Source organism: Pseudomonas sp. R11F (genome assembly GCF_050312575.1).
GTDB lineage: Bacteria > Pseudomonadota > Gammaproteobacteria > Pseudomonadales > Pseudomonadaceae > Aquipseudomonas > Aquipseudomonas palleroniana.
On record NZ_JBNPJU010000024.1, the window covers coordinates 51,183 to 73,606 of the forward strand.

Genomic DNA, 22,424 nt, shown 5'->3' on the forward strand with positions numbered 1-22,424 from the left:
TTTTTGAAGGCGCGCGCAAGCCTTGAAAATCAAGGCTTCGAGACATGGTGAAATTTCTTACGAAGACGTTTTACAGGGAGGGGGTTTTGTCACGACGGCGTGGCTTTGCGCCACGCTGGGGCGTTCGGTAACAAACTGGTGCGCGGGTTGGAAACAGATCTTGAGAGCAATGGGAAACAAATGTGGGAGGGGGCTTGCCCCCGATTGCAGTGGGTCAGCTACAGATGAACTGACTGATCCACCGCTATCGGGAGCAAGCCCCCCCCACAGTTTTAACCGAGTGGCGTCAGTTCGATCAGGCAGCAGCGGCCTGTTACAGCGATATCCAGCAGGCCGGTGTTACCGTCGATTTGCAGGCAATCGTGATGGCCCAGCGTCTGGTCCAGCACCTTTACCTCATCGGCGACGCTGAACACCAACACCGTCTGCGCCGTACTGAAAAAACGTTGCACGCCATCCACCCACTGCAACCTTGCGTGGTAACGCTGCGGCGAATAGATCAGGTTGAAGTCACGGATGGGCCCGGTGATCAGGCGGCATGACACCTCGCTTTCACCCTTGAACGCGAACGGCTGCAACGGCAACAACCCGCGCTGCTCTTCACCATCCACCGTCAGCACCATGCCTGCACCTTTGATCACCGTGATCACGCGCTGGTAGCCGGCGAAGGTCGAGAAGCCACCGGATTCGCCGATATCGGCAATCGACAGGCGCCAGCCAAAACCCTCCAGGCCAATGCCTGAGTCGCGGGTGATTTCTTCGGTGCTGCCACCGCCGTTTTTCCACGGCATGCGCACGTAATCGGTGGCGCGCCAGACTTTCACTGCACTCATTTGCTGAAACGTCCTTCCAGGCTGTGACGGGAACCGGGGTGGATCAACCGCGCCGCCGTTACCGGCTGACGGCCCGACCAGGTACGCCTGCGAATCAACAGGCACGGCTCGCTCGGTTCGATCTGCAACAGCTTGCACTCCTCGGCGTCAGCGAGGATCGCCTCGACCACGTGCTCGCCCTCGGTGAGCGGCGCGACCTGGTTCAAATACGCGTAGGGCGTTTGCAGGGTGAAATCCTGTTGCAGGTATTCCGGTGCGACCAGGGCGTTGACGAAACGGTCTTCGATTTGCACGGGAATATCGTTTTCGAAATGCACGATCAGCGAGTGGAACACCCGCCCGCCTTCGCGCATTTCCAGGGCAACGGCGCGTTCGGAGCCGGCCGCTTCTTCGCCCAGGTGGATGACCTTGCACGTATGCCGATGACCACGCGAGGCGATCTCATCGGCAATGTTGTGCACTTCAAACAGCGCCGATTGGCTCTTGGGCTCGGCAACGAAAGTGCCGACGCCTTGCATGCGTACCAGCAAACCTTCGGCGGTCAGTTCACGCAGGGCGCGGTTGATGGTCATGCGGCTGAAGCCCAGCTCGCTGACCAATTCACTCTCCGACGGCACGCGGTAATGCGGCGGCCAGTTGCCGGTGAGGATTTGCTGGCTGATCATCTGTTTGACGCGGGCATACAAGGGCGCCGGACTTTCGTCCATGTGGGCAGCCAGCGAAGAGTTGGCGGGCGGAGTCGGCACAGGGAATCCTTGCAGGGGGAAAAGATGCATAGATTGCCGGAGTTTACCGAGCAGGCAAACGTCTGTATATGTATATACAAATAAACACACGACCGGGGTGCCTTGATCATGTCCGCTTTCTTTGCCGAACGCGCGCTGCTGCCTAATGGATGGGCCAATGATGTACGTCTTGAAGTCGGCGCCGATGGGCTGCTGACGAAAGTTGAGGTCAATGCCAGTGCGGATGCTGCCGAACGGCTGAGAGGCCCGGTGCTGGCCGGTATGCCGAATCTGCACTCCCATGCGTTTCAGCGCGCGATGGCCGGCTTGGCGGAAGTGGCAGGCAACCCGAATGACAGTTTCTGGACCTGGCGTGACTTGATGTACCGCATGGTCGGCAAGATCAACCCGGACCAACTGCACGTTATCGCCCGCCAGCTGTACATCGAAATGCTCAAGGCCGGTTACACCTCGGTGGCCGAGTTTCATTATGTGCACCATGACGCCAGCGGCCAGCCATACGCCGACCGCACGGAGCTTTCGCGGCAGATCAGCCAGGCGGCAGCGAGCAGCGGCATCGGCCTGACGTTGCTGCCGGTGCTGTACACCCACGCAGGCTTTGGCGGCCAGGCACCGAATGACGGCCAGCGACGCTTTATCAACAGCACCGAAAATTACCTCGACCTGCAGGCGCGGCTCAAACCGATTCTTGCAACGCAACCGGCGCAGGCGCTGGGCCTGTGCTTTCACTCCCTGCGTGCCGTCACGCCACAGCAGATCAGTGCTGTCCTGGCCGCCAGCGACAAGGACTGCCCGGTTCATATCCATATCGCCGAACAGCAGAAAGAAGTCGACGACTGCCTGGCCTGGAGCGGCAAGCGCCCACTCCAGTGGCTGTATGACAACGTCGAGGTCGATGAGCGCTGGTGCCTGGTGCACGCCACCCATGCGGATGCCGACGAAGTGAAACGCATGGCACAGAGCCGCGCAATTGCCGGTTTGTGCCTGACAACTGAAGCCAACCTGGGTGACGGCATTTTCCCGGCTGTGGATTTCCTTGCCCAGGGCGGGCGCATGGGCATCGGTTCCGACAGCCATGTCTCGCTGAGTGTGGTGGAAGAGTTGCGTTGGCTGGAATATGGTCAACGCCTGCGTGACCAGCGGCGTAATCGTTTGTATCGCAGTGATCAGCCGATGGTTGGCCGCACGCTGTTCGATGCGGCACTGGATGGCGGCACCCAGGCGCTGGGGCAGCCGATTGGTCGTCTGGAAGTGGGCAAGCGTGCGGATTGGATTGTGCTGGACGGCAGCGATCCGTATCTGGCGACTGCGGTAGACGACGGCATTCTCAATCGCTGGCTGTTTGCCGGTGGTGATCGCCAGGTGCGGGATGTGCTGGTGAACGGCAAGTGGGTGGTGCGCGATGGTCATCATGCCGGCGAGGAAGAAAGCAGCCGGGCGTTCACGCAAGTCTTGAAGGATTTACTGAGCTAACTGGCGACATATGACAAATGTAGGAGCGGGCTTGCCCGCGAATGCGGTTTTTCAGTCAGAACATCTGATACTGATACACCGTATTCGCGAGCAAGCCCGCTCCCACATTTTGTTTAGCGATACTCTCAAGTTTATTGCGAGGTCTTGGCCATCTGTTTGTCCGACGTACGCCAGATCAACCGCGTGGTGTCATACCCCTGCTGGCGCGCCCTGCTCAGCAAGTCTTCGCGGGTGTCGGCACTCACCGTCGGCGTGCGCGACAAGATCCACATGTAACGCCGGCTCGGGCTGCCGACGATGGCCGTCTTGTAGTCATCGCTGACGTACAGCACCCAGTAGTCGCCCTTGGCGACGCCCGGCAGCAGCGACGTGAACCAGTTATTGAATTCGACCCAGAGCTTGTCGGTCTTGCCCGGCACTTGCGGCGTGGCCGTGCCCTTGGCTTCTTCCCACTTCCACTCGCTCGTCAGGCAGCGGTTGAACACCGACATGTCACCATCCGGCAGCAGGGTGTAGCGGGCTTCGGACTGTGCGCAGTTGCGCTGGAAGTACATCGGCAATCGGGCCAACTCATACCAGGTGCCCTGGTAACGCTTGAGATTGACGTTGCTCGCGGTCTTGGGTTGCAGATCGTCGCCAGAATGGCTGGCACAGCCCGCCAAAAACAGGCTGGCGCAAAGGCATAAAACAAAACGCATCATTCTTCTTCTCCCGCAGGCTCGCGCCCCGGTTTACTTCAGGCCTTGCCCGGAAAACATCAGAACTTTGTCACCGGCGTACTGCACGCTGATAAAGCTGTTTTTATCACCCCACGTGCAACTGGACATACCCAGTGCACCGGAGCAATCGGTCGGTTTGCCCAGCAACGACTCAACCTCGGCCTTGGCCATGCCGGCCGACAGCTTCGCGTAGTTTTCTTGAGTGACCTTGCTGCAAGCGGCTAAGAGCACGCAAAAAGCCAACAAGGCGAGACGGCGTAGAGACATGGAAAAGCTCCTGGAGAGACAAAGCAGCTGGGGTATCTGCCAGAAGCTTAGAAGGGAAAACAGGTGTCTGGTTCCCGATAGGCAAAAACAAAAAAAGCCCCGAAACGCTGAAACGTTTCGGGGCTTCTTCAAGGGTGATCCGGCTCACAACAACGCGGATAACCGGTCGCTGCAACTTACTGCTTGTGGTAAGCCGTCACACGCTCAACTTCTTCCTTCGAACCCAGGAATACCGCCACACGCTGATGCAGGCCTTCAGGCTGGATGTCGAGGATACGCTGGTGGCCGTCGGTAGACGCACCGCCCGCCTGTTCAACCAGGAAGGACATCGGGTTGGCCTCGTACATCAGGCGCAGTTTGCCCGGCTTGGAGGGTTCGCGGCTGTCACGTGGGTACATGAACAGGCCACCACGGGTCAGGATACGGTGCACGTCAGCCACCATCGCAGCGACCCAACGCATGTTGAAGTTCTTCTTCAACGGGCCTTCTTCGCCTTCCATCAACTCGCTCACATAACGCTGCACGGGAGCTTCCCAGTGGCGCTGGTTAGACATGTTGATGGCGAATTCCTGGGTGGACGCCGGGATGGAGATGTCTTCGTGGGTCAGTACGAAGCTGCCCATTTCGCGGTCCAGGGTGAAACCTTTGACGCCGTCGCCCAGGGTCAGCACCAGCATGGTCTGCGGGCCGTAGATCGCGTAGCCGGCAGCGACCTGCTCGGTGCCTGGCTGCAGGAAAGCCTTTTCGTTCAGGGCTTCGTTCTGGCTCAGGTATTCATTCGGGCAACGCAGTACCGAGAAGATGGTGCCGACCGGAGCGTTGATGTCGATGTTGGACGAACCGTCCAGTGGGTCGAACACCAACAGGTACGCGCCTTTCGGGTATTTGCCCGGGATCTGGTAGGCATTGTCCATTTCTTCGGACGCCATGCCGGCCAGGTGACCGCCCCATTCGTTGGCTTCGAGCAGGATCTCGTTGGACAGTACGTCGAGTTTCTTCTGCACTTCGCCCTGGACGTTTTCAGTGCCCATGCTGCCCAGAACACCACCCAGTGCGCCCTTGGAAACGGCGTGGCTGATCTCCTTGCAAGCACGCGCCACCACTTCGATAAGGAAGCGCAGATCGGCAGGCGTGTTGTTGCTGCGGGTCTGCTCGATCAAATAGCGACTCAAGGTAACGCGGGACATGGAAGGCTCCGAAGAATGGGGGGCTTAAAAACCCGCGCAGTTTAACGCGAGTCGAGGCTTAAATCCTCTAATCAGAGGATTTAAAGCCAATAGAGTTCAGGGGGTACCCTGAGGCTTGCGCAACAAACTGTAGGCCATGGCGCCCAGTGCCGCCACGCCCAACAGGAGCACAGCCCACAGGCCCAACTTCTTCCAGTCGCTACCTACCTCAGGCGAAACGGCCACGGCGGCGGGCTTGACCACAACCTCTCCCGTGACGCTGGCCTGGCCCAATGCCTTGAGCCGTTCGGCACTGTAGTCGGGAATCAACGTGGATAACGGCAAATTCGCCGCCTTCACCGAAGCATTGCCGAGCGCAAGAATAAACGGCGGCTCACCCCGCGCCAGGAACACCAATTGCGTGGAGCGCACGGCAAACCGCAGGGCCGGTGCTTCGATCCCCAGACCGCCGCCCCGCTCATCCACCTGCAACTTGAGCTGCGCAACGGCCACGCCCGGCAATTGCAACTCATCCTGCACCACGTCCTGGCCATTGCGGGTCAGGCGATACAACAAACCATTACTCAGCGGCTGCCACGCTTGATTGGCCTCAAGGCGCCCGGCCAAGGTCACAGGGGCCAACGTGTTGGGTTGCTTCAACTCGACGCGCAAGCGCTCGACATGCAGGCCCGTCGGCAACTGCCAGCTGTATTCGCCGGCGTTGAGCCGCGTGCCCGACAACGGCTGCGACCACACCAACGGCAGCGGCAGGCTGCTGCTGGTCGCGCTGACCAGCTTGGCCGAGGTCAACTGCGGCGCGGCTTGGCCCTGCCAGACCAGACGCAGATAGCGTGCCGACTGCCCCGGCAGACTCACGTCATGCTGCTCGACCCGCTCGTCGGCAAACGACAAGCGCGCCACTTGGCCATCACCCCAGGCTTGCCAGTGTTGCAGGTCATCACTGGCTTCAATGCTGAAACGCTGGAAGCCATCCTGCTCGCGGCTCCAGTCAAGGCTCAGTTGCTGCAACGGCGCCTTGATCGCACTGGCGTCCAGCACCCAGCCGCGCAGCACCTGTTTGTCCGTCTTGATGGCAGGGCGCACCTCCAGCAAGGTGCCCTCGGTGGTGGATTTCATCACCACGCCGGGCAACGCTTGCTGCGCGTCAGCGGCGTACAGCGGAAACCACTTCACATCGGCAACGTCGCGGCTTTCAGTACGCTGCGCCGATTGGCGCGACAACGCATAAGCCTGTGGCTCCCCTGCGGCGTTGAACACCCGCACATCACTGAGATCAGCCTGCCGCGCACTCAACTGCACCGCCAGCGGCAGCTCCAGGCGATACCAGGGGCCATTGCCGCTCACGGCCAGCGGCACCTGCGTGGTGAAGTCAGCCGGCCCTTCCTGCGCGTAAACCGCCGAACACAGCAGCCCTACCATCCACCCAGCCAGACTCAGCTTGCCCATCAAGAAGACGCTCCTTCGGTTTGAATCACAGGTTCGGCGCGCTTGGGCGGCAGCGGTGCAAAGTAGCCCACCACCAGCAACAGCCCGCCGACGCCGATAAACGACACGATCCGCGCCAGACCGCCGCGGTTACTCAGTTCGACAAAGAACAGCTTGGCCACCACCACCGCAATCAGCGCCGCGCCGATCAGCCACACTTCGCGACGATGGCGCAGGTGACCGCCGATCATCAGGCCGAGGGCGATCAGGGTCCAGACGATCGACAGTCCGGCCTGCACCAGCATCGACTCCAGCAGCGCATCCCAGTGAAACGGCACGCCGCCCCAATGGTGGGCGGTGCGCATCACCAATGCCGTCAAGAACGCAAACAGCGAAACACCCGCGACACCCTGGGCGATCAGCTCAGCCTGCGGCCCGCGTTGCGGCGCCACGCTGCGCGACCACAGGTACACCCCCAGCAGCGCGAACAACAAGCCTAGATCCAACGGATTGAGCAGCGGCACATAAGGCAGCGGCCTGGCCGTGCCGTCGCTGAAGATATTCGCCAGCCAGAACCAGCCAAGCATCAACACCGCCAACGGCAATGCCGCCAGCACGCGATACTCACGCGGATAAGCTGCCACCGGCCACGGCCAACGGCGTGGCGCGGCCGCCAGCACCAGATACAGGCTCGGCAGAATGGCCCAACCCAACCAGCGCCAGGCGTTGTACTCGCTCGACAGCAACAACAGGCCGTAGCGCAATTCCAGGGCCAGCACGCCGATCAACATCCAGCAGCCAAGCACATGAGCGATGCTCAACACCTTGCCTGGCACCACCGCAGCCAAGCGGCGCAGCGCAATGAAATGCACCGCGAACACCGCCAACCAAGCCAGCCAACCGTAGTGGGCCGCCGGGTGGTAATAGGCATGGGCGGACACCAGCAATACCAGGCCCGCCGCCGGCATCAGCAAGGTGCACAGCATGCCCAGCGAGGCCCAGCGCAGGCGTTCGGCCAACAGCGCCCAAATCGCTACGCTCACCGCGGCTATCGCCAGCAGGAACGGGCCTTGCAGTTCCTCGGGGATAAACCGCAACACTTCACCGATCAATGCCAGTGCCCACCAGGCGGCACCCCACACCAGCAACAGGTCCGACAGGCGTTGCAGCTTCAACACGGTAAATACCGGCGCCTGGGGTTCACGCTGCAAGCGCCAGGCGCCGACCAGAGCAGCAAGGCCCAGCACCATCGGTGTCCAGAACCCACTGTGGGTCAACGGCCGCAAGCCGTCGCCGGTCATGGGCCCGAGCAGCTCCGGCACCGCCAGCAGGAAGGAGGCGCCGCCGACCAGTTGCAACAGCAAGCCAAACACGAAGCTGACGCGCTGTTGCAGGTGCAGGCTCAACCAGATGATCAACAAACCACTGGCCGCCCACACACCGCTGGCACTTTCCCAGGGCAGTACGAACAGCACCGCCAAGTTGATCAGCACCAGCCCCGCCAGCAATACCACCGACAGTCCGCGCAGCAGCCGCACATCGCTGCGCACCTGGTCATCGCGCGCAGCCAGCAACATGCCGCCCACCAAGGCCAGGCCAATCAGCGACGCGCTCATCAGGCCGCCCCAGCCCGCATTGAATACCGCCGCCCCATCACCCCCCTGCAGGCGCAACAGGAACAATGCTCCGCCCAGCAACTGCACGGCGAAAGCGGTGAACAGGAAAGTACGCGAGCCGATGCGCAACCCAATCCACAACGTGACCAGACCGGCCATTGCCCAACTGATGGCCGTGCCTTGGGTCAGCAAAAACAACGGTGCAAGCAGGTACAAAGCACTCAAGCCCAGGCTCGCCAGCACCGGCAAGCCTTTGCGCTCCCAAACCGCCGTCTGCTCGGTCGATGCCTTGCGCAATTGATCAAAGCTGAACAGCAACGCGGCGCCCAGCAGCAATGCCCCCAGCGGCGCGCCCTCAAGCAAGGTCAGGTCGCCCACCCGTAGTTCACTGAGGAACGCCAGCGCCGACCCCAACTGCAGCAACAGGCCAAACGCCCGCGCCAACGGTCGCTGCTGACGCAGGCCAAGCCAGACGATCCCGGCGCCTTCCACCGCCCAGGCTGCGGCCGTCCAGCGCGCATCCAGGCCCAAGGGTATCGCCAGGCTGGCGAAGATTACCCCCAGCGCCAGGCAGGTTTCCGACAGTAACAAGGCACGCCCGCCACTGAGCCACCGGGCCAGGCCCATGTAGATGATGCCCAGGCCCAATGCGCTGAAAGCAGCGGCAAACTCCAGATGCTGCACCAGCGCGAACTGCAAGCCAAACCCCACCAGCGGCGGGCCGAACAACAGGCTGCCATCAACGTAGTTGCCCTTGGCCGCCGACCAGCGCAACAAGGCACCCCGGCTGTCGTCCTCGGGGGCGTCGCTCATCTCCAGCAATTTGCGGCGGGCGAACAACAGGCCGATCACCAGGTACATCAGGAAGAACAGAATCAGGAACGGCTCGGTGCTCCATAGCAGCTCCGGCGTATACGAGCGCATGCCCCAGGCAAAACCGATACCGAAGGTGCCCACAAACCCGATCAGATCCAGCAAGCGCCAAGCCTTGAACCAGGCGATGGCGAGGATGCCGGCATTCAGCAAGGCGAAATAGCTGAACAGCGCCACATGGTTACCGGCGCCGGTAGAGGTGAGGATCGGCGCGGCAAAACCACCCAACGCCGCCGCGCAAGCCAAGCCGAGGGCGTCCTGGGTAACCGCCAGGATCGCCGAGAACACGGTGACCGCCACCAGCAGGCCCAAGGCCGCACCCGGGTCAATCAGCGGGTGCAGACGCATCGCGGCAAAGACGGTCAGGTACAGCACCGCGATCCCGGTGCCTTGCAGCATCAAACCGTAATTGCTATTGCGCAGCCGCAGCCACCAGCCCAGGCCCAGCAGGCCGACGGCGGCAGCGGCAACACCGGCGTAACGCAGCTCGATCGGCACCACCATGCCTTCTGTGGCGTAGCGCAGCAGGAACGCCAGGCCGAGAAACAGCAGCACCACGCCGACGCGCAATACGGTATTACCGCCGAACAGCCAATTGCGCGCACCGCTGAGGGCGCGTTCGATCAGGTTGGGGCCACGGGGGATGGCAGGTTCTGCAGGGCGAGGCGCCGGCGTTGATGCCCAGACGTCATCCGGCAGCGGTTGGCTCGCTTCGGCGACCACGACCATGGGGGCGATTTCGGCAGGCAGTTCCCAGACCAGCTCGGGCGCCTTTATAACCGGTGCAGGCTCAGGCGCGAGCGGTTCGACGCTCACATTGTTCGTCGGCGCAGGGACTTCCAGTTGCCGCAGGCGCTCACCCAGTGCGATCAGCGCCTTCTGCGTGGTTTCCAACTGACCCGCCTGCTGTTGCGCCTGGGCCGCCAGCTGCGACAGGCGAATCGCCTGGCCAATGCCCAAGCCCAGCAGCGCACCGATGCCGGCATCACTGAACGACTCGTCGAGTGTCCAGCCGAGTACCAGGCCAATCAGCATGAAAATCCATTGCATGGTCGATATCCCTAATTAACCCGAGGCGGGCAAACCGGCGCTCAGTATATCGACCAGGATTTAATGTGGGAGGGGGCCTGCCCCCGATAGCGGTGTATCAGTCCACATATTTGCTAACTGAATACCGTCACCGGGAGCAAGCCCCCCACATTTTGGACAGTGGTGTTTAGTCGAGGGCTTTCCAGATCTCGGTGGCGTACTCCCTGATGGTGCGATCCGAGGAGAACCAGCCCATCCGCGCCGTATTCAGCACAGCCGAACGCCACCATGCCTTGGAGTCATGCCAATGCGCCTCGACCCGCGCCTGGGCGTCCCAGTAGGAGTCGAAGTCGGCACACACCAGGAAGCGGTCGTAACTGACCAAGCCGTCGATCAACCCCACATAACGCCCCGGATCATCCGGAGAGAACACCCCGCCGCGAATCGCCTGCAGCACGTCATTGAGGCGATGGGACGCCGCAATATCGGGGCCTGCGTGGAACTCACCGGCATGCTTGCGCGCCTCCACCTGCTGCGCACTGAGGCCGAAGATAAACATGTGCTCGGCACCGACGCGCTCGTGCATCTCCACGTTGGCGCCGTCCATGGTGCCGATGGTCAACGCACCGTTGAGGCCGAACTTCATGTTGCTGGTGCCTGAGGCTTCGAAGCCGGCGGTGGAAATCTGCTCCGACAAGTCCGCCGCCGGAATGATGCTTTCCGCCAGGCTGACGTTGTAGTTGGGCAGGAACACCACTTTGAGCAAGCCCCGTACGGTCGGGTCGTTGTTGACGGTGCGGGCGATGTCGTTGGTCAGTTTGATGATCAGCTTGGCCTGGTGATAACTGGCCGCCGCCTTGCCCGAGAAAATTTTCACACGGGGCACCCAGTCGGTTTCCGGCTCGGCGCGGATCGCCTGGTACAACGCGACGGTGTGCAACAGGTTGAGCAGTTGGCGCTTGTACTCGTGGATGCGCTTGACCTGCACGTCGAACATCGCCGCCGGGTTGACGGCGATGCCCAGCCGCTCGTGAATGATCTCGGCCAGTGCGCGCTTGCTGTGCAGGCGTTGTTCGGCGAAGGCTTTGCGGAACGTCTGCTTCTCGGCAAACGGTTCCAGCTCGACCAGGCGCTCTTCAGGCTTGTCGAGGATATCGGACCCCAGCGCCTCTACCAGCATCGCGGTCAGCTTGGGGTTGGCCTGGTACAGCCAGCGGCGGAAGGTGATGCCGTTGGTTTTATTGTTGATGCGCTCCGGGTACAGCTTGTGCAGCTCGGAAAACACCGTGCTGCGCATCAGTTGAGTGTGCAGGCCGGACACGCCGTTGACGCTATGGGAGCCGAGGAACGCCAGGTTGCCCATGCGCACGCGGCGGCCGTTGTCCTCTTCGATCAGCGACACCGAACGCAGCACGTCGAAATCGTGGATGCCTTTGGCACGCAGCGAGTCAATGTGCTGTGCGTTGATCAGGTAGATGATCTGCATGTGCCGCGGCAACATGCGCTCCATCAGGCCGACCGGCCAGGTTTCCAGGGCTTCGGGCAACAGGGTGTGGTTGGTGTACGAAAGCGTTTCCACGGTGACGTCCCACGCCGCATCCCATGGAAGATCGTGCAGGTCGACCAGTTGGCGCATCAATTCGGCCACGGCGATGGAGGGGTGAGTGTCGTTGAGCTGGATGGCGGCGTGCTCACCCAGGCTCAGCACCGAGCCATGCATGTTTTTGTGGCGGCGCAGCAGGTCTTGCAACGAAGCCGCGACGAAGAAGTACTCCTGGCGCAGGCGCAGTTCCTGCCCCGCTTCGGTGCTGTCGGCCGGGTAAAGCACGCGCGAGATGCTCTCCGCACGGGCGACTTCGGCCACGGCGCCCAGGTGGTCGCCGGCGTTGAAGCGCTCCAGGTGCAGGTCTTCCACCGCACGCGCACGCCACAGGCGCAAGGTATTGACGCTCGCGCCACGCCAGCCGACCACCGGCGTGTCATAGGCCACCGCGCGCACGGTTTCGTTGGGCGTCCACACCTGGATCATCTTTCCGGAAGGGTCAGCCAGGGTTTCGACGCTGCCGCCAAAGCCAATCGGGTAAATCACTTCGGCCCGCTCGAATTCCCACGGGTTGCCGAAATCCAGCCAGCGCTCGGTCTGCTCCTGCTGCCAGCCATCCACAATCGCCTGGCGGAACAAGCCGTGCTCGTAGCGAATGCCATAACCGTGGCCGGCAATGCCCAAGGTCGACATGCTTTCCATGAAGCACGCCGCCAGGCGCCCCAGGCCCCCGTTGCCCAGCGCCGCGTCGGGCTCCAGCAAGCGAATGCGCTCCAGGTCCACGCCCAGCTCCGCCAGGGCCTCGCGGGCAATTTCCAGCACGCCAAGGTTGCTCAGGCTGTCGTAGAGCAAGCGGCCGATGAGAAATTCCAGAGAGAGGTAATACACCCGCTTCTGGCCTTTGCGATAAATGCGCCGGGTATGGTCCATCCAGTGATCGACCATCTGGTCGCGGGCGGCCAGGGCAATGGCTTCGAACCAGTCATGGTCGAAGGCGTGATCCGGGTCCTTGCCCACCGCGTAGGTGAGTTTGGTCAAGACGGCATCGCGAAATGCGGCTACCTCTGCTTCTCGTGCAAGCGGTTCCTGAGACATCGGTGCGACCTCGGGCGAGATTGAAGGAGTTGCTAGAGCCTAGTCGGTCTGACAGACGGTAGACGTGCTGGTTCGGCAGTTTTTTTTACTCATTCACCTATGCGCGAATTTAATGCAGGGGTCGTGCCGATCAGCCTTTGAGCTGAAACCCGCAAAATATTGTTCAAAAAACCACCAATCCCGGTATGATCGCGCGCCCGGATACAGCCCCACCTTTTGGAACCCTGATGAAGCCTCAACTGATCGCCGCCGCGGAACTCGACCGTCTTGAGACCTGGCAGAAATATTCCGCCCACATGTGCGGCGGCTGCGTGTCCAGCTGCTGCACGCTGCCGGTCGAAGTGAAGATCAAGGACCTGATCCGCATCGGTATCGTCGATGAATTCGAGCGCGGCGACCCGCCGAAGAACATCGCCAAGCGGTTGCAGAAGGAAGGCATTGTCGAGCGCTTCAATTCCAAGTCGGAAATTTTTACCCTGCAGCGTATGAGCAACAACGACTGCCTGTACCTGGATCGTAAGACGCGCTTCTGCACTATTTATGACAAGCGCCCGGATACCTGCCGCAACCACCCGAAGATCGGGCCGCGGCCGGGTTATTGCGCATACAAGCCGAAAGAAGTGGTGCGCGAGACCAACTTCAAGACTCTCGACAAGTTCTGATGATCGTTCCCACGCTCTGCGTGAGAATGCCTCTTGGGACGCTCTGCGTCCCATCAAGAGCGGACGCAGAGCGTCCAGGGCTGCATTCCCACGCAGAGCGTGGGAACGATCAATCGCAGAGCGTGGGAACGATCAGGCATAAAAAAACGCCCCCGGCCTTTCGACCGGGGGCGTTTTTATTCAGCCTGAGCTAACTCAGTTCTTGGCTTTCTTGGCAGCGCGGGTACGCTCGCCTTCGTCCAGGATCTTCTTGCGCAGACGGATCGACTTAGGTGTAACTTCGCACAGCTCGTCGTCCTGGATGAATTCCAGAGCCTGTTCCAGGGTGAAGCGAACAGGTGGAACCAGGGCGATGGTTTCGTCTTTACCCGAAGCACGCATGTTGTCGAGCTTCTTGCCTTTGGTTGGGTTGACGCCCATGTCGTTGTCACGGCTGTTCAGACCAACGATCTGGCCGTTGTAGATCTCTTGACCGTGTTCAACGAACAGCTTGCCACGTGCCTGGAGGGTTTCCAGGGAGTAGGTCAGCGCCTTGCCGGTTTCTACCGATACCAGAACACCGTTCTGACGGCCGGACATGTCGCCGGACTTCATAGTGTCGTAGCGATCGAAGATCGAGGTCAGGATGCCAGCACCGTTGGTCAGGGTCAGGAACTGGTTACGGAAACCGATCAGACCACGAGCAGGGATGTTGTATTCCAGACGCACACGGCCTTTGCCATCCGGCACCATGTTGGTCAGGTCGCCCTTACGCAGGCCCATCTCTTCCATGACCTTGCCCTGGGATTCTTCAGGGGTGTCGATGGTGACGTTTTCGAACGGTTCCTGCTTCACGCCGTCAACCTGACGGATGATCACTTCAGGACGGCCCACGGCCATTTCGAAGCCTTCGCGACGCATGGTTTCGATCAGTACCGAGAGGTGCAGCTCACCACGGCCGGAAACCTTGAACTTGTCAGCCGAGTCGCCTTCTTCAACGCGCAGTGCAACGTTGTACAGCAGCTCCTTGTCCAGACGCTCCTTGATGTTACGGGAGGTCACGAACTTGCCTTCTTTACCGCAGAAAGGCGAGTCGTTTACCTGGAAGGTCATGGAAACGGTTGGCTCGTCAACGGTCAGAGGCTTCATCGCCTCTGGGGTGTCCGGGTGGCACAGGGTGTCGGAGATGAACAGCTCGTCCATACCGCTGATGCACACGATGTCACCGGCTGCCGCTTCGTCAACGTCGATGCGGTGCAGGCCGTGGTGACCCATCAGCTTCAGGATACGACCGTTGCGCTTCTTGCCGTCGGCGCTGATAGCCACAACCGGGGTGTTCGGCTTGACGCGACCACGAGCGATACGGCCAACGCCGATAACACCCAGGAAGCTGTTGTAGTCCAGTGCGGAGATCTGCATCTGGAACGGACCGTCACGGTCAACAGCCGGCGCTGGTACGTTGTCGACGATCGACTGGTACAGCGGGGTCATGTCTTCAGCCATGTCGGTATGGTCCAGACCGGCAATACCGTTCAGGGCCGAGGCGTAGACGACTTTGAAGTCCAGCTGTTCTTCGGTGGCACCCAGGTTGTCGAACAGGTCGAAGATCTGGTCCAGAACCCAGTCCGGACGCGCGCCTGGACGGTCAACCTTGTTGATGCACACGATCGGACGCAGGCCGGCTTCGAACGCCTTCTTGGTCACGAAACGGGTTTGCGGCATAGGGCCGTCTTGAGCGTCAACCAGCAGCAGAACGGAGTCGACCATCGACATTACGCGTTCTACTTCGCCGCCGAAGTCGGCGTGGCCCGGGGTGTCCACGATGTTGATGTGGTAGCCGTTCCAGTTGATGGCGGTGTTTTTTGCCAGGATGGTAATACCGCGCTCTTTTTCCTGGTCGTTGGAGTCCATCACGCGCTCGTCGTTGAGCTCGTTGCGCTCCAGGGTGCCGGACTGACGCAGGAGTTTGTCTACCAGGGTGGTTTTACCATGGTCAACGTGAGCAATGATGGCGATGTTACGTAGATTTTCGATCACTTGTGTATCTCGATCAGAGGATTCGGTGTGCTGACAGGTCGTGGCAGCGATTAACAATAGAGTCAGGCCTTGCCGTTACAGCTTGACGGCAGAGTCGGGGGGCCGGTGACGCAGGCCACAGGCAAACAGCCCCGGGCTCTTAGCTCGGTCGATAAACGCGCACATTGGCATGCCCCTCACTGAGCAAATGGTGGGCATGCAGGCGACTCATCACGCCTTTGTCGCAATACAGCAGGTACTGACGGCTGTCATCCAGTTCCTTGAAACGCGCGTTCAGTGCGTAGAACGGCAGCGTTTGCACGTCGATGCCAGCAATTTCCAGCGGTTCATCTTCAGCGGCATCCGGGTGACGGATGTCGATGACGATCTGGCCGGCCAGAGCCTCGCTGACTTCTTCGATCTGTACATCCTGGCCCAATTCATCGATTACGCGATCAATCGGCACCAGCTTGGCGTTCTCGAGCGCACGCTCCAGAACGGCCATATCGAATTCTTTCTCTTCATGCTCCACGCGGTGGCGCTTGGCATGGGTCTTGGGGTTCACCGAGATGACCCCGCAGTACTCGGGCATGTGCCTGGCAAAGTCGGCGGTGCCGATTTCTTGTGCCAGGTCGATGATGTCCTGCTTGTGGCTGGCGATCAGCGGGCGCAATACCAGCTTTTCGGTCACGCAATCGATCAGCGACAGGTTCGGCAGCGTCTGGCTCGAAACCTGGGAGATCGCCTCGCCGGTCACCAGCGCGTCGATGTGCAGGCGGTCGGCGATGCTCGACGCGGCGCGCAACATCATACGCTTCAATACCACGCCCATATGACTGTTATCGACTTTGCCGAGAATTTCGCCCAGCACTTCCTCGAACGGTACGCTCACAAATAGCACGCGTTGGGAGCTGCCGTATTTCTTCCAGATAAAGTGCGCAACTTCCATCACGCCCAATTCGTGTGCACGCCCGCCCAGGTTAAAGAAGCAGAAGTGGCTCATCAGGCCGCGGCGCATGATCTGGTAGGCCGCCACCGTGGAATCGAAACCGCCGGACATCAATACCAGGGTCTGTTCCAGGGCGCCCAGCGGGTAGCCGCCGATGCTGTTGTGCTGGCTGTGGATGACAAACAACCGTTGGTCGCGAATTTCGATTCGGACTTCGATTTCCGGCGTTTTCAGCGAAATTCCCGCTGCGCCGCACTCACGACGCAGCTTGCTGCCGACATATTTCTCGACATCCATGGAGCTGAACGGATGCTTGCCGGCACGCTTGCAACGCACAGAAAAGATCTTGCCTTCAAGCGAACTGCCGTAGTGCTGCTTGCACTTTTCGGTGATGTCGTCGAAGTCGCCCAGCGGGTATTCATCCACCTGCAGGAAATGCGCGATGCCCGGCATGCAGCTCAGGCGCTCGGTCATGTCCTTCAAGGCCTTGCCGTCGGTGACACGGGTTTCCAGCTCGAGATTGTCCCACACGCCATTCACCACCACAGCCGGGTCCAGGTCACGGAGCACGGCACGGATGTTCTTGGCCAATTGACGGATGAAACGCGTCCGTACCGGTCGGCTTTTAATGGTGATCTCGGGGAAGACTTTAACGATTAATTTCATGGAAACAGCGCGCGCCGGGCCTGCTGAAAAAGGGGGGCGCGGATTATAGCGGAAATCGCTCAAGGTTTAACCAGTTAATATGCACAGCACGCGCAATGCACTAATAGGGTGCATTTTCGATCCTCTGCGCTACATTGAGGTGCGCAATTTCTAGGCTTTTGTCGCAATGCACCTTTATAGGGGCGTTTTTGGAGCAGAAAACCCATGTTGGCGCACTGGCATGCAATTTGCTCTCTTGTGAGGCAGGTTGCCTTGGCGGACTATCCGCGCCGGCATCACCCACATTCTAAGGGCTAACTCCACTACCCAGCCCGAAGCCACCCGGAGGACACTATGTCGAAGTCGGTTCAACTCATCAAAGATCATGACGTTAAATGGATTGATCTGCGCTTCACGGACACCAAAGGTACTCAGCACCACGTGACCATGCCGGCGCGCGATGCGCTGGATGATGCTTTCTTCGAAGAAGGCAAAATGTTCGACGGTTCCTCCATCGCCGGCTGGAAAGGCATCGAAGCCTCCGACATGATCCTGATGCCGGACGACAGCACTGCCGTTCTCGACCCGTTCACCGAAGACCCAACCCTGATCATCGTTTGCGATGTGATCGAGCCTTCGACCATGCAAGGCTACGACCGCGACCCACGTGCGATCGCCAAGCGTGCCGAGGAATACCTGAAGTCGACCGGTATCGGCGACACCGTATTCGTAGGCCCTGAGCCAGAATTCTTCATCTTTGATTCGGTTAAGTTCAAGTCCGACATCTCCGGCTCCATGTTCAAGATCTTTTCCGAGCAAGGTTCGTGGATGTCCGACCAGGACGTGGAAGGCGGCAACAAAGGCCACCGTCCAGGTATCAAAGGTGGCTACTTCCCAGTTCCGCCGTTCGACCACGACCACGAAATCCGTACCTCCATGTGCAACGCCATGGAAGAAATGGGCCTGGTCATCGAAGTTCACCACCACGAAGTGGCGACTGCCGGCCAGAACGAAATCGGTGTGAAGTTCAACACCCTGGTTGCCAAGGCTGACGAAGTTCAGACCCTGAAGTACTGCGTACACAACGTGGCTGACGCCTACGGCCGTACCGCAACCTTCATGCCTAAGCCACTGTACGGCGATAACGGTTCGGGTATGCACGTTCACCTGTCCATCGCCAAAGAAGGCAAGAACACCTTCGCCGGCGAAGGTTATGCCGGCCTGTCCGACACTGCCCTGTACTTCATCGGCGGTATCATCAAGCACGGTAAGGCCCTGAACGGCTTCACCAACCCGTCGACCAACTCCTACAAGCGTCTGGTCCCAGGCTTCGAAGCTCCGGTGATGCTGGCCTACTCGGCGCGCAACCGTTCCGCTTCGATCCGTATTCCTTACGTGTCCAGCCCACGCGCTCGCCGTATCGAAGCCCGCTTCCCGGATCCGGCAGCCAACCCATACCTGGCCTTCGCTGCCCTGGTAATGGCTGGCCTGGACGGTATCCAGAACAAGATCCACCCTGGCGATGCCGCCGACAAAAACTTGTACGACCTGCCGCCTGAAGAGGCCAAAGAGATCCCACAAGTATGCGGCAGCCTGAAAGAAGCCCTGGAAGAGCTGGACAAAGGTCGTGCGTTCCTGACCAAAGGCGGCGTATTCAGCGACGACTTCATCGATGCCTACATCGAGCTGAAAAGCGAAGAAGAAATCAAAGTACGCACCTTCGTACACCCACTGGAATACGAGCTGTACTACAGCTGCTGATCCAGTAGCGCTGCTTGAAGTAGCGTGATGACGAAAAGACCTCCTTCGGGAGGTCTTTTTTTGCCCCGGTTTTATTAAAAATGTGGGAGGGGGCCTGCTCCCGATGGCAGAGTGTCAGCCAGCACCTGTATTCACAGGCCCCATCGGGAGCAAGCCCCCTCCCACAAGGAGATCTGCGTTGAAACATAGACTTTTGTCAGCCCTGTTATTCGTCAGTGTCAGTGCGAGCGCCGCGCCGCCCACCCTGGAACCACTGCTCAACAGCATCGCCGAACGCCTGGAGATCGCCGATCAGGTCGCCCTGAGCAAATGGGACAGCCACAAGCCGGTGGAAGACAAGAAGCGCGAACAAGAGGTGATCGCCAGCGTCGCCGCCCAGGCGCCGGCCTACAAACTGGCACCTGACGCGGCGGAGCAATTCTTCTCGGCGCAGATCGAAGCCAACAAACTGGTGCAATACACCCTGCTGTCCGACTGGCAGTTCCAGGGCAAGGCGCCCGACGAGCCACGCCCGGATCTGGTAAAGCAGATTCGCCCACGACTGGACGAACTGCAAAAGCGCATGCTCCAGCAACTGGCGGATTTCACTCCGCAACGCACCGACCCTCAGTGCCCGCAATGGCTGGCACAGGCCGTCCATGAACCACTGAACGACCCAATGCGGCAACTGGCGATGATTCGCGCCACGGCTGAGCTGTGCATCTTCAAAGGCTGACCGCCAGGAAAGCCGCCTGGCTTTCCTGAACGGACCTTTCAAAACAGCACTATATTGGTGCGCCAGGTTGCACTCTTCCCCTCTGTCCAGCCCATTTTGGTTCGAAACTTCACGATCAAGCTGGCAGAACGCCACAGTTTCGCGCCTTAACCCCCCATTCCAGAGGTTTCGCGCTTCTTTTCGGAGCCTTGGTTTGGTTTTTGCATTTTCCTGGTATCAGCGTGTGCCTCAAGCCCGCGCCTTGCTCCAAAAGAGGTCCTGATGACCATCAGCGATGCACTGCACCGTTTGCTACTCGACAACCTGACCACCGCAACCATTCTGCTCAATGACGACCTGCGCCTTGAGTACATGAACCCGGCGGCGGAGATGCTCCTGGCTATCAGTGGCCAGCGCAGCCATGGGCAGTTCATCAGCGAATTGTTCACCGAGTCGGCCGAGGCCCTGAGCTCGTTGCGCCAGGCAGTGGAGCAGGCACACCCGTTCACCAAGCGCGAGGCGATGCTGACCGCCCTCACCGGCCAGACGCTGACCGTCGACTACGCCGTGACCCCGATCCTGAGCAACGGCGCCACCTTGCTGCTGCTGGAAGTGCACCCCCGCGATCGCCTGCTGCGCATCACCAAGGAAGAGGCCCAACTGTCCAAGCAGGAAACCAGCAAAATGCTGGTGCGCGGCCTCGCCCATGAGATCAAGAACCCGCTGGGCGGCATTCGCGGCGCGGCGCAGTTGCTGGCCCGCGAGCTGCCGGAGGAGCATCTCAAGGACTACACCAACGTCATCATCGAAGAAGCCGACCGCCTGCGTAACCTTGTGGACCGCATGCTCGGCTCCAACAAGCTGCCGTCGCTGGCGCTGACCAACGTGCATGAAGTCCTGGAGCGCGTCTGCCAGCTCGTGGAAGCCGAAAGCCAAGGCTGTATCACCCTGGTACGCGACTACGACCCGAGCATTCCCGACGTATTGATCGACCGCGAACAGATGATCCAGGCGGTGCTCAATATCGTGCGCAACGCCATGCAGGCCATCAGCAGCCAGAACGAACTGCGCCTGGGCCGCATCAGCCTGCGCACCCGTGCCCTGCGCCAGTTCACCATCGGGCATGTGCGCCATCGCCTGGTGACCAAAGTCGAAATCATCGACAACGGCCCCGGAATTCCGGCGGAACTTCAGGAAACCATCTTCTTTCCCATGGTCAGCGGCCGCCCGGACGGTACCGGGCTGGGCCTGGCCATTACCCAGAACATCATCAGCCAGCACCAGGGTCTGATCGAATGTGAGAGCCATCCTGGCCACACCACCTTCTCGATCTTTCTACCACTGGAACAAGGAGCCCCATCGACATGAGCCGTAGTGAAACTGTGTGGATCGTCGATGACGACCGTTCTATCCGCTGGGTCCTCGAAAAAGCCTTGCAACAGGAAGGCATGGCCACCCAGAGCTTCGACAGCGCCGACGGCGTGATGAGCCGCCTGGCCCGCCAACAGCCGGACGTGATCATCTCCGACATCCGCATGCCCGGCGCCAGTGGCCTGGACTTGCTGGCACGCATCCGCGAGCAGCACCCGCGCTTGCCGGTGATCATCATGACGGCGCACTCCGACTTGGACAGCGCTGTCGCGTCCTATCAGGGCGGCGCCTTTGAATACCTGCCCAAGCCGTTCGACGTGGACGAAGCGGTGGCGCTGGTCAAGCGCGCCAACCAACACGCCCAGGAACAGCAAAACCAGGAAGCCCCGCCGACCCTGACCCGCACTCCGGAAATCATCGGTGAAGCGCCGGCGATGCAGGAAGTCTTTCGTGCCATCGGGCGCTTGAGCCATTCCAACATCACCGTGCTGATCAACGGCGAATCGGGCACCGGTAAAGAACTGGTGGCCCATGCCCTGCACCGTCACAGCCCACGGGCAGCCTCGCCGTTCATCGCCCTGAACATGGCGGCGATCCCGAAGGACTTGATGGAGTCCGAGTTGTTCGGCCATGAAAAAGGTGCCTTCACCGGTGCCGCCAACCTGCGCCGTGGCCGCTTTGAACAAGCCGATGGCGGCACGTTGTTCCTCGACGAAATCGGCGACATGCCGGCCGACACCCAGACGCGCTTGCTGCGCGTGCTGGCCGATGGTGAGTTCTACCGTGTCGGCGGGCATACCCCCGTCAAAGTGGACGTGCGCATCATCGCCGCGACCCACCAGAACCTGGAAACCCTGGTGCACGCGGGCAAATTCCGTGAGGACTTGTTCCACCGCCTGAACGTCATCCGTATCCACATCCCACGCATGTCGGATCGCCGTGAAGACATCCCGACCCTTGCCCGCCACTTCCTCAGCCGTGCAGCCCAGGAACTGGCCGTCGAACCGAAGCTGCTCAAGAGCGAGACCGAGGAATACCTGAAGAACCTGCCGTGGCCCGGCAACGTGCGCCAGCTGGAGAACACCTGCCGCTGGATCACCGTGATGGCGTCCGGACGCGAAGTGCATATCAGTGATCTGCCGCCGGAGCTGTTGAGCCTGCCGCAAGATTCGGCCCCCGTGACCAACTGGGAGCAGGCGCTGCGCCAATGGGCTGATCAGGCCCTGGCACGTGGCCAGTCGAACCTGCTGGACAGCGCTGTGCCGGCCTTCGAGCGAATCATGATCGAAACCGCCCTGAAGCACACCGCCGGCCGCCGCCGCGACGCCGCCGTGCTACTGGGCTGGGGCCGCAATACCCTGACTCGCAAGATCAAGGAACTGGGGATGAAGGTCGATGGCGGGGATGATGATGAGGGTGATGAAGGCTGAGTATCAGGTCTCTGATCGTTCCCACGCTCTGCGTGGGAATGCCGCCCTGGACGCTCTGCGTCCGCTTTTAGAGTCATGACGCGGAGCGTCACAGGATGCATTCCCACGCGG

Annotated in this window: 16 protein-coding genes; 6 read left to right on the forward strand and 10 right to left on the reverse strand. The window is 60.5% G+C overall.

The features are described 5' to 3' along the window. Window positions 1-272: 272 nt before the first annotated feature. Both ACQRBV_RS07370 and hutC read right to left on the reverse strand, forming a co-directional pair. Window positions 273-833: a HutD/Ves family protein gene (locus ACQRBV_RS07370; RefSeq protein WP_090367346.1), complete on the reverse strand. Its 561-nt coding sequence runs from the start codon at window positions 831-833 to the stop codon at window positions 273-275. Next, window positions 830-1,540, reverse strand: coding sequence for a histidine utilization repressor (hutC, locus tag ACQRBV_RS07375; protein ID WP_235594029.1), 711 nt, complete (start codon window positions 1,538-1,540; stop codon window positions 830-832). The genes ACQRBV_RS07370 and hutC overlap by 4 nt, the downstream gene beginning before the upstream one ends. Before the next feature lie 147 nt (window positions 1,541-1,687). Between hutC and ACQRBV_RS07380 the strand changes: the two genes are divergently transcribed. Then, window positions 1,688-3,052, forward strand: a complete 1,365-nt coding sequence (locus ACQRBV_RS07380; protein ID WP_411985312.1) for a formimidoylglutamate deiminase — start codon at window positions 1,688-1,690, stop codon at window positions 3,050-3,052. Window positions 3,053-3,183: 131 nt separating this feature from the next. On the opposite strand, the gene ACQRBV_RS07385 is transcribed toward ACQRBV_RS07380, so the two are convergent. The 6 genes from ACQRBV_RS07385 to ACQRBV_RS07410 form a co-directional block, all read right to left on the reverse strand. Further along, window positions 3,184-3,753, reverse strand: coding sequence for a lipocalin family protein (locus ACQRBV_RS07385; protein ID WP_060754590.1), 570 nt, complete (start codon window positions 3,751-3,753; stop codon window positions 3,184-3,186). A 30-nt stretch (window positions 3,754-3,783) separates the two neighbouring features. Further along, on the reverse strand, window positions 3,784-4,038 hold the full coding sequence (locus ACQRBV_RS07390; protein WP_060754591.1) for a hypothetical protein: 255 nt from the start codon (window positions 4,036-4,038) through the stop codon (window positions 3,784-3,786). A 176-nt stretch (window positions 4,039-4,214) separates the two neighbouring features. After that, window positions 4,215-5,225, reverse strand: coding sequence for a class 1 fructose-bisphosphatase (locus tag ACQRBV_RS07395; RefSeq protein ID WP_034095457.1), 1,011 nt, complete (start codon window positions 5,223-5,225; stop codon window positions 4,215-4,217). 96 nt (window positions 5,226-5,321) lie between these two features. Next, on the reverse strand, window positions 5,322-6,671 hold the full coding sequence (locus tag ACQRBV_RS07400; protein ID WP_411985313.1) for a DUF3999 domain-containing protein: 1,350 nt from the start codon (window positions 6,669-6,671) through the stop codon (window positions 5,322-5,324). Further along, window positions 6,671-10,189 (reverse strand): DUF2339 domain-containing protein, encoded by a 3,519-nt coding sequence (locus tag ACQRBV_RS07405; RefSeq protein ID WP_411985314.1) that lies wholly within the window; start codon window positions 10,187-10,189, stop codon window positions 6,671-6,673. The genes ACQRBV_RS07400 and ACQRBV_RS07405 overlap by 1 nt, the downstream gene beginning before the upstream one ends. Before the next feature lie 166 nt (window positions 10,190-10,355). Further along, window positions 10,356-12,806: a glycogen/starch/alpha-glucan phosphorylase gene (locus tag ACQRBV_RS07410; protein WP_104995279.1), complete on the reverse strand. Its 2,451-nt coding sequence runs from the start codon at window positions 12,804-12,806 to the stop codon at window positions 10,356-10,358. Between the two features lie 227 nt (window positions 12,807-13,033). Here ACQRBV_RS07410 and ACQRBV_RS07415 point away from each other — a divergent pair, with 227 nt between their 5' ends. Beyond that, window positions 13,034-13,468: a YkgJ family cysteine cluster protein gene (locus ACQRBV_RS07415; protein ID WP_003237464.1), complete on the forward strand. Its 435-nt coding sequence runs from the start codon at window positions 13,034-13,036 to the stop codon at window positions 13,466-13,468. Window positions 13,469-13,663: 195 nt separating this feature from the next. Here ACQRBV_RS07415 and typA read toward each other — a convergent pair whose 3' ends face one another. Further along, on the reverse strand, window positions 13,664-15,484 hold the full coding sequence (gene typA, locus ACQRBV_RS07420; protein ID WP_411985315.1) for a translational GTPase TypA: 1,821 nt from the start codon (window positions 15,482-15,484) through the stop codon (window positions 13,664-13,666). A gap of 139 nt (window positions 15,485-15,623) precedes the next feature. Further along, window positions 15,624-17,078, reverse strand: a complete 1,455-nt coding sequence (thiI, locus tag ACQRBV_RS07425; RefSeq protein WP_411985316.1) for a tRNA uracil 4-sulfurtransferase ThiI — start codon at window positions 17,076-17,078, stop codon at window positions 15,624-15,626. 333 nt (window positions 17,079-17,411) lie between these two features. Here thiI and glnA point away from each other — a divergent pair, with 333 nt between their 5' ends. From glnA to ntrC, 4 genes are all read left to right on the forward strand, one after another. After that, window positions 17,412-18,818 carry a glutamate--ammonia ligase gene (gene glnA / locus ACQRBV_RS07430; protein WP_024072899.1) on the forward strand — a complete coding sequence of 469 codons (1,407 nt, stop codon included), beginning with the start codon at window positions 17,412-17,414 and terminating at the stop codon, window positions 18,816-18,818. A gap of 178 nt (window positions 18,819-18,996) precedes the next feature. Continuing rightward, the gene (locus ACQRBV_RS07435; RefSeq protein WP_060754599.1) at window positions 18,997-19,533 is read left to right on the forward strand and encodes a chorismate mutase; all 537 of its coding nucleotides are present in this window, start codon (window positions 18,997-18,999) and stop codon (window positions 19,531-19,533) included. Window positions 19,534-19,794: 261 nt separating this feature from the next. Further along, window positions 19,795-20,880, forward strand: coding sequence for a nitrogen regulation protein NR(II) (gene glnL / locus ACQRBV_RS07440; protein WP_060754600.1), 1,086 nt, complete (start codon window positions 19,795-19,797; stop codon window positions 20,878-20,880). Continuing rightward, complete coding sequence (gene ntrC, locus ACQRBV_RS07445; RefSeq protein ID WP_060754601.1) at window positions 20,877-22,313, forward strand: nitrogen regulation protein NR(I); 1,437 nt, start codon at window positions 20,877-20,879, stop codon at window positions 22,311-22,313. Before glnL ends, ntrC begins: the two co-directional genes overlap by 4 nt. Window positions 22,314-22,424: the final 111 nt, after the last annotated feature.

What these genes read in the sequence shown, in the direction of transcription:
- ACQRBV_RS07410 (WP_104995279.1), bottom strand. Translation starts at nt 12,806, where the DNA reads ATGTCTCAGGAACCGCTTGCACGAGAAGCAGAGGTAGCCGCATTTCGC.
- hutC (WP_235594029.1), bottom strand. Translation starts at nt 1,540, where the DNA reads ATGGACGAAAGTCCGGCGCCCTTGTATGCCCGCGTCAAACAGATGATC.
- ACQRBV_RS07370 (WP_090367346.1), bottom strand. Translation starts at nt 833, where the DNA reads ATGAGTGCAGTGAAAGTCTGGCGCGCCACCGATTACGTGCGCATGCCG.
- thiI (WP_411985316.1), bottom strand. Translation starts at nt 17,078, where the DNA reads ATGAAATTAATCGTTAAAGTCTTCCCCGAGATCACCATTAAAAGCCGA.
- ACQRBV_RS07415 (WP_003237464.1), top strand. Translation starts at nt 13,034, where the DNA reads ATGAAGCCTCAACTGATCGCCGCCGCGGAACTCGACCGTCTTGAGACC.
- ACQRBV_RS07400 (WP_411985313.1), bottom strand. Translation starts at nt 6,671, where the DNA reads ATGGGCAAGCTGAGTCTGGCTGGGTGGATGGTAGGGCTGCTGTGTTCG.
- glnL (WP_060754600.1), top strand. Translation starts at nt 19,795, where the DNA reads ATGACCATCAGCGATGCACTGCACCGTTTGCTACTCGACAACCTGACC.
- ACQRBV_RS07380 (WP_411985312.1), top strand. Translation starts at nt 1,688, where the DNA reads ATGTCCGCTTTCTTTGCCGAACGCGCGCTGCTGCCTAATGGATGGGCC.
- ntrC (WP_060754601.1), top strand. Translation starts at nt 20,877, where the DNA reads ATGAGCCGTAGTGAAACTGTGTGGATCGTCGATGACGACCGTTCTATC.
- ACQRBV_RS07395 (WP_034095457.1), bottom strand. Translation starts at nt 5,225, where the DNA reads ATGTCCCGCGTTACCTTGAGTCGCTATTTGATCGAGCAGACCCGCAGC.
- glnA (WP_024072899.1), top strand. Translation starts at nt 17,412, where the DNA reads ATGTCGAAGTCGGTTCAACTCATCAAAGATCATGACGTTAAATGGATT.
- ACQRBV_RS07390 (WP_060754591.1), bottom strand. Translation starts at nt 4,038, where the DNA reads ATGTCTCTACGCCGTCTCGCCTTGTTGGCTTTTTGCGTGCTCTTAGCC.
- ACQRBV_RS07405 (WP_411985314.1), bottom strand. Translation starts at nt 10,189, where the DNA reads ATGCAATGGATTTTCATGCTGATTGGCCTGGTACTCGGCTGGACACTC.
- ACQRBV_RS07385 (WP_060754590.1), bottom strand. Translation starts at nt 3,753, where the DNA reads ATGATGCGTTTTGTTTTATGCCTTTGCGCCAGCCTGTTTTTGGCGGGC.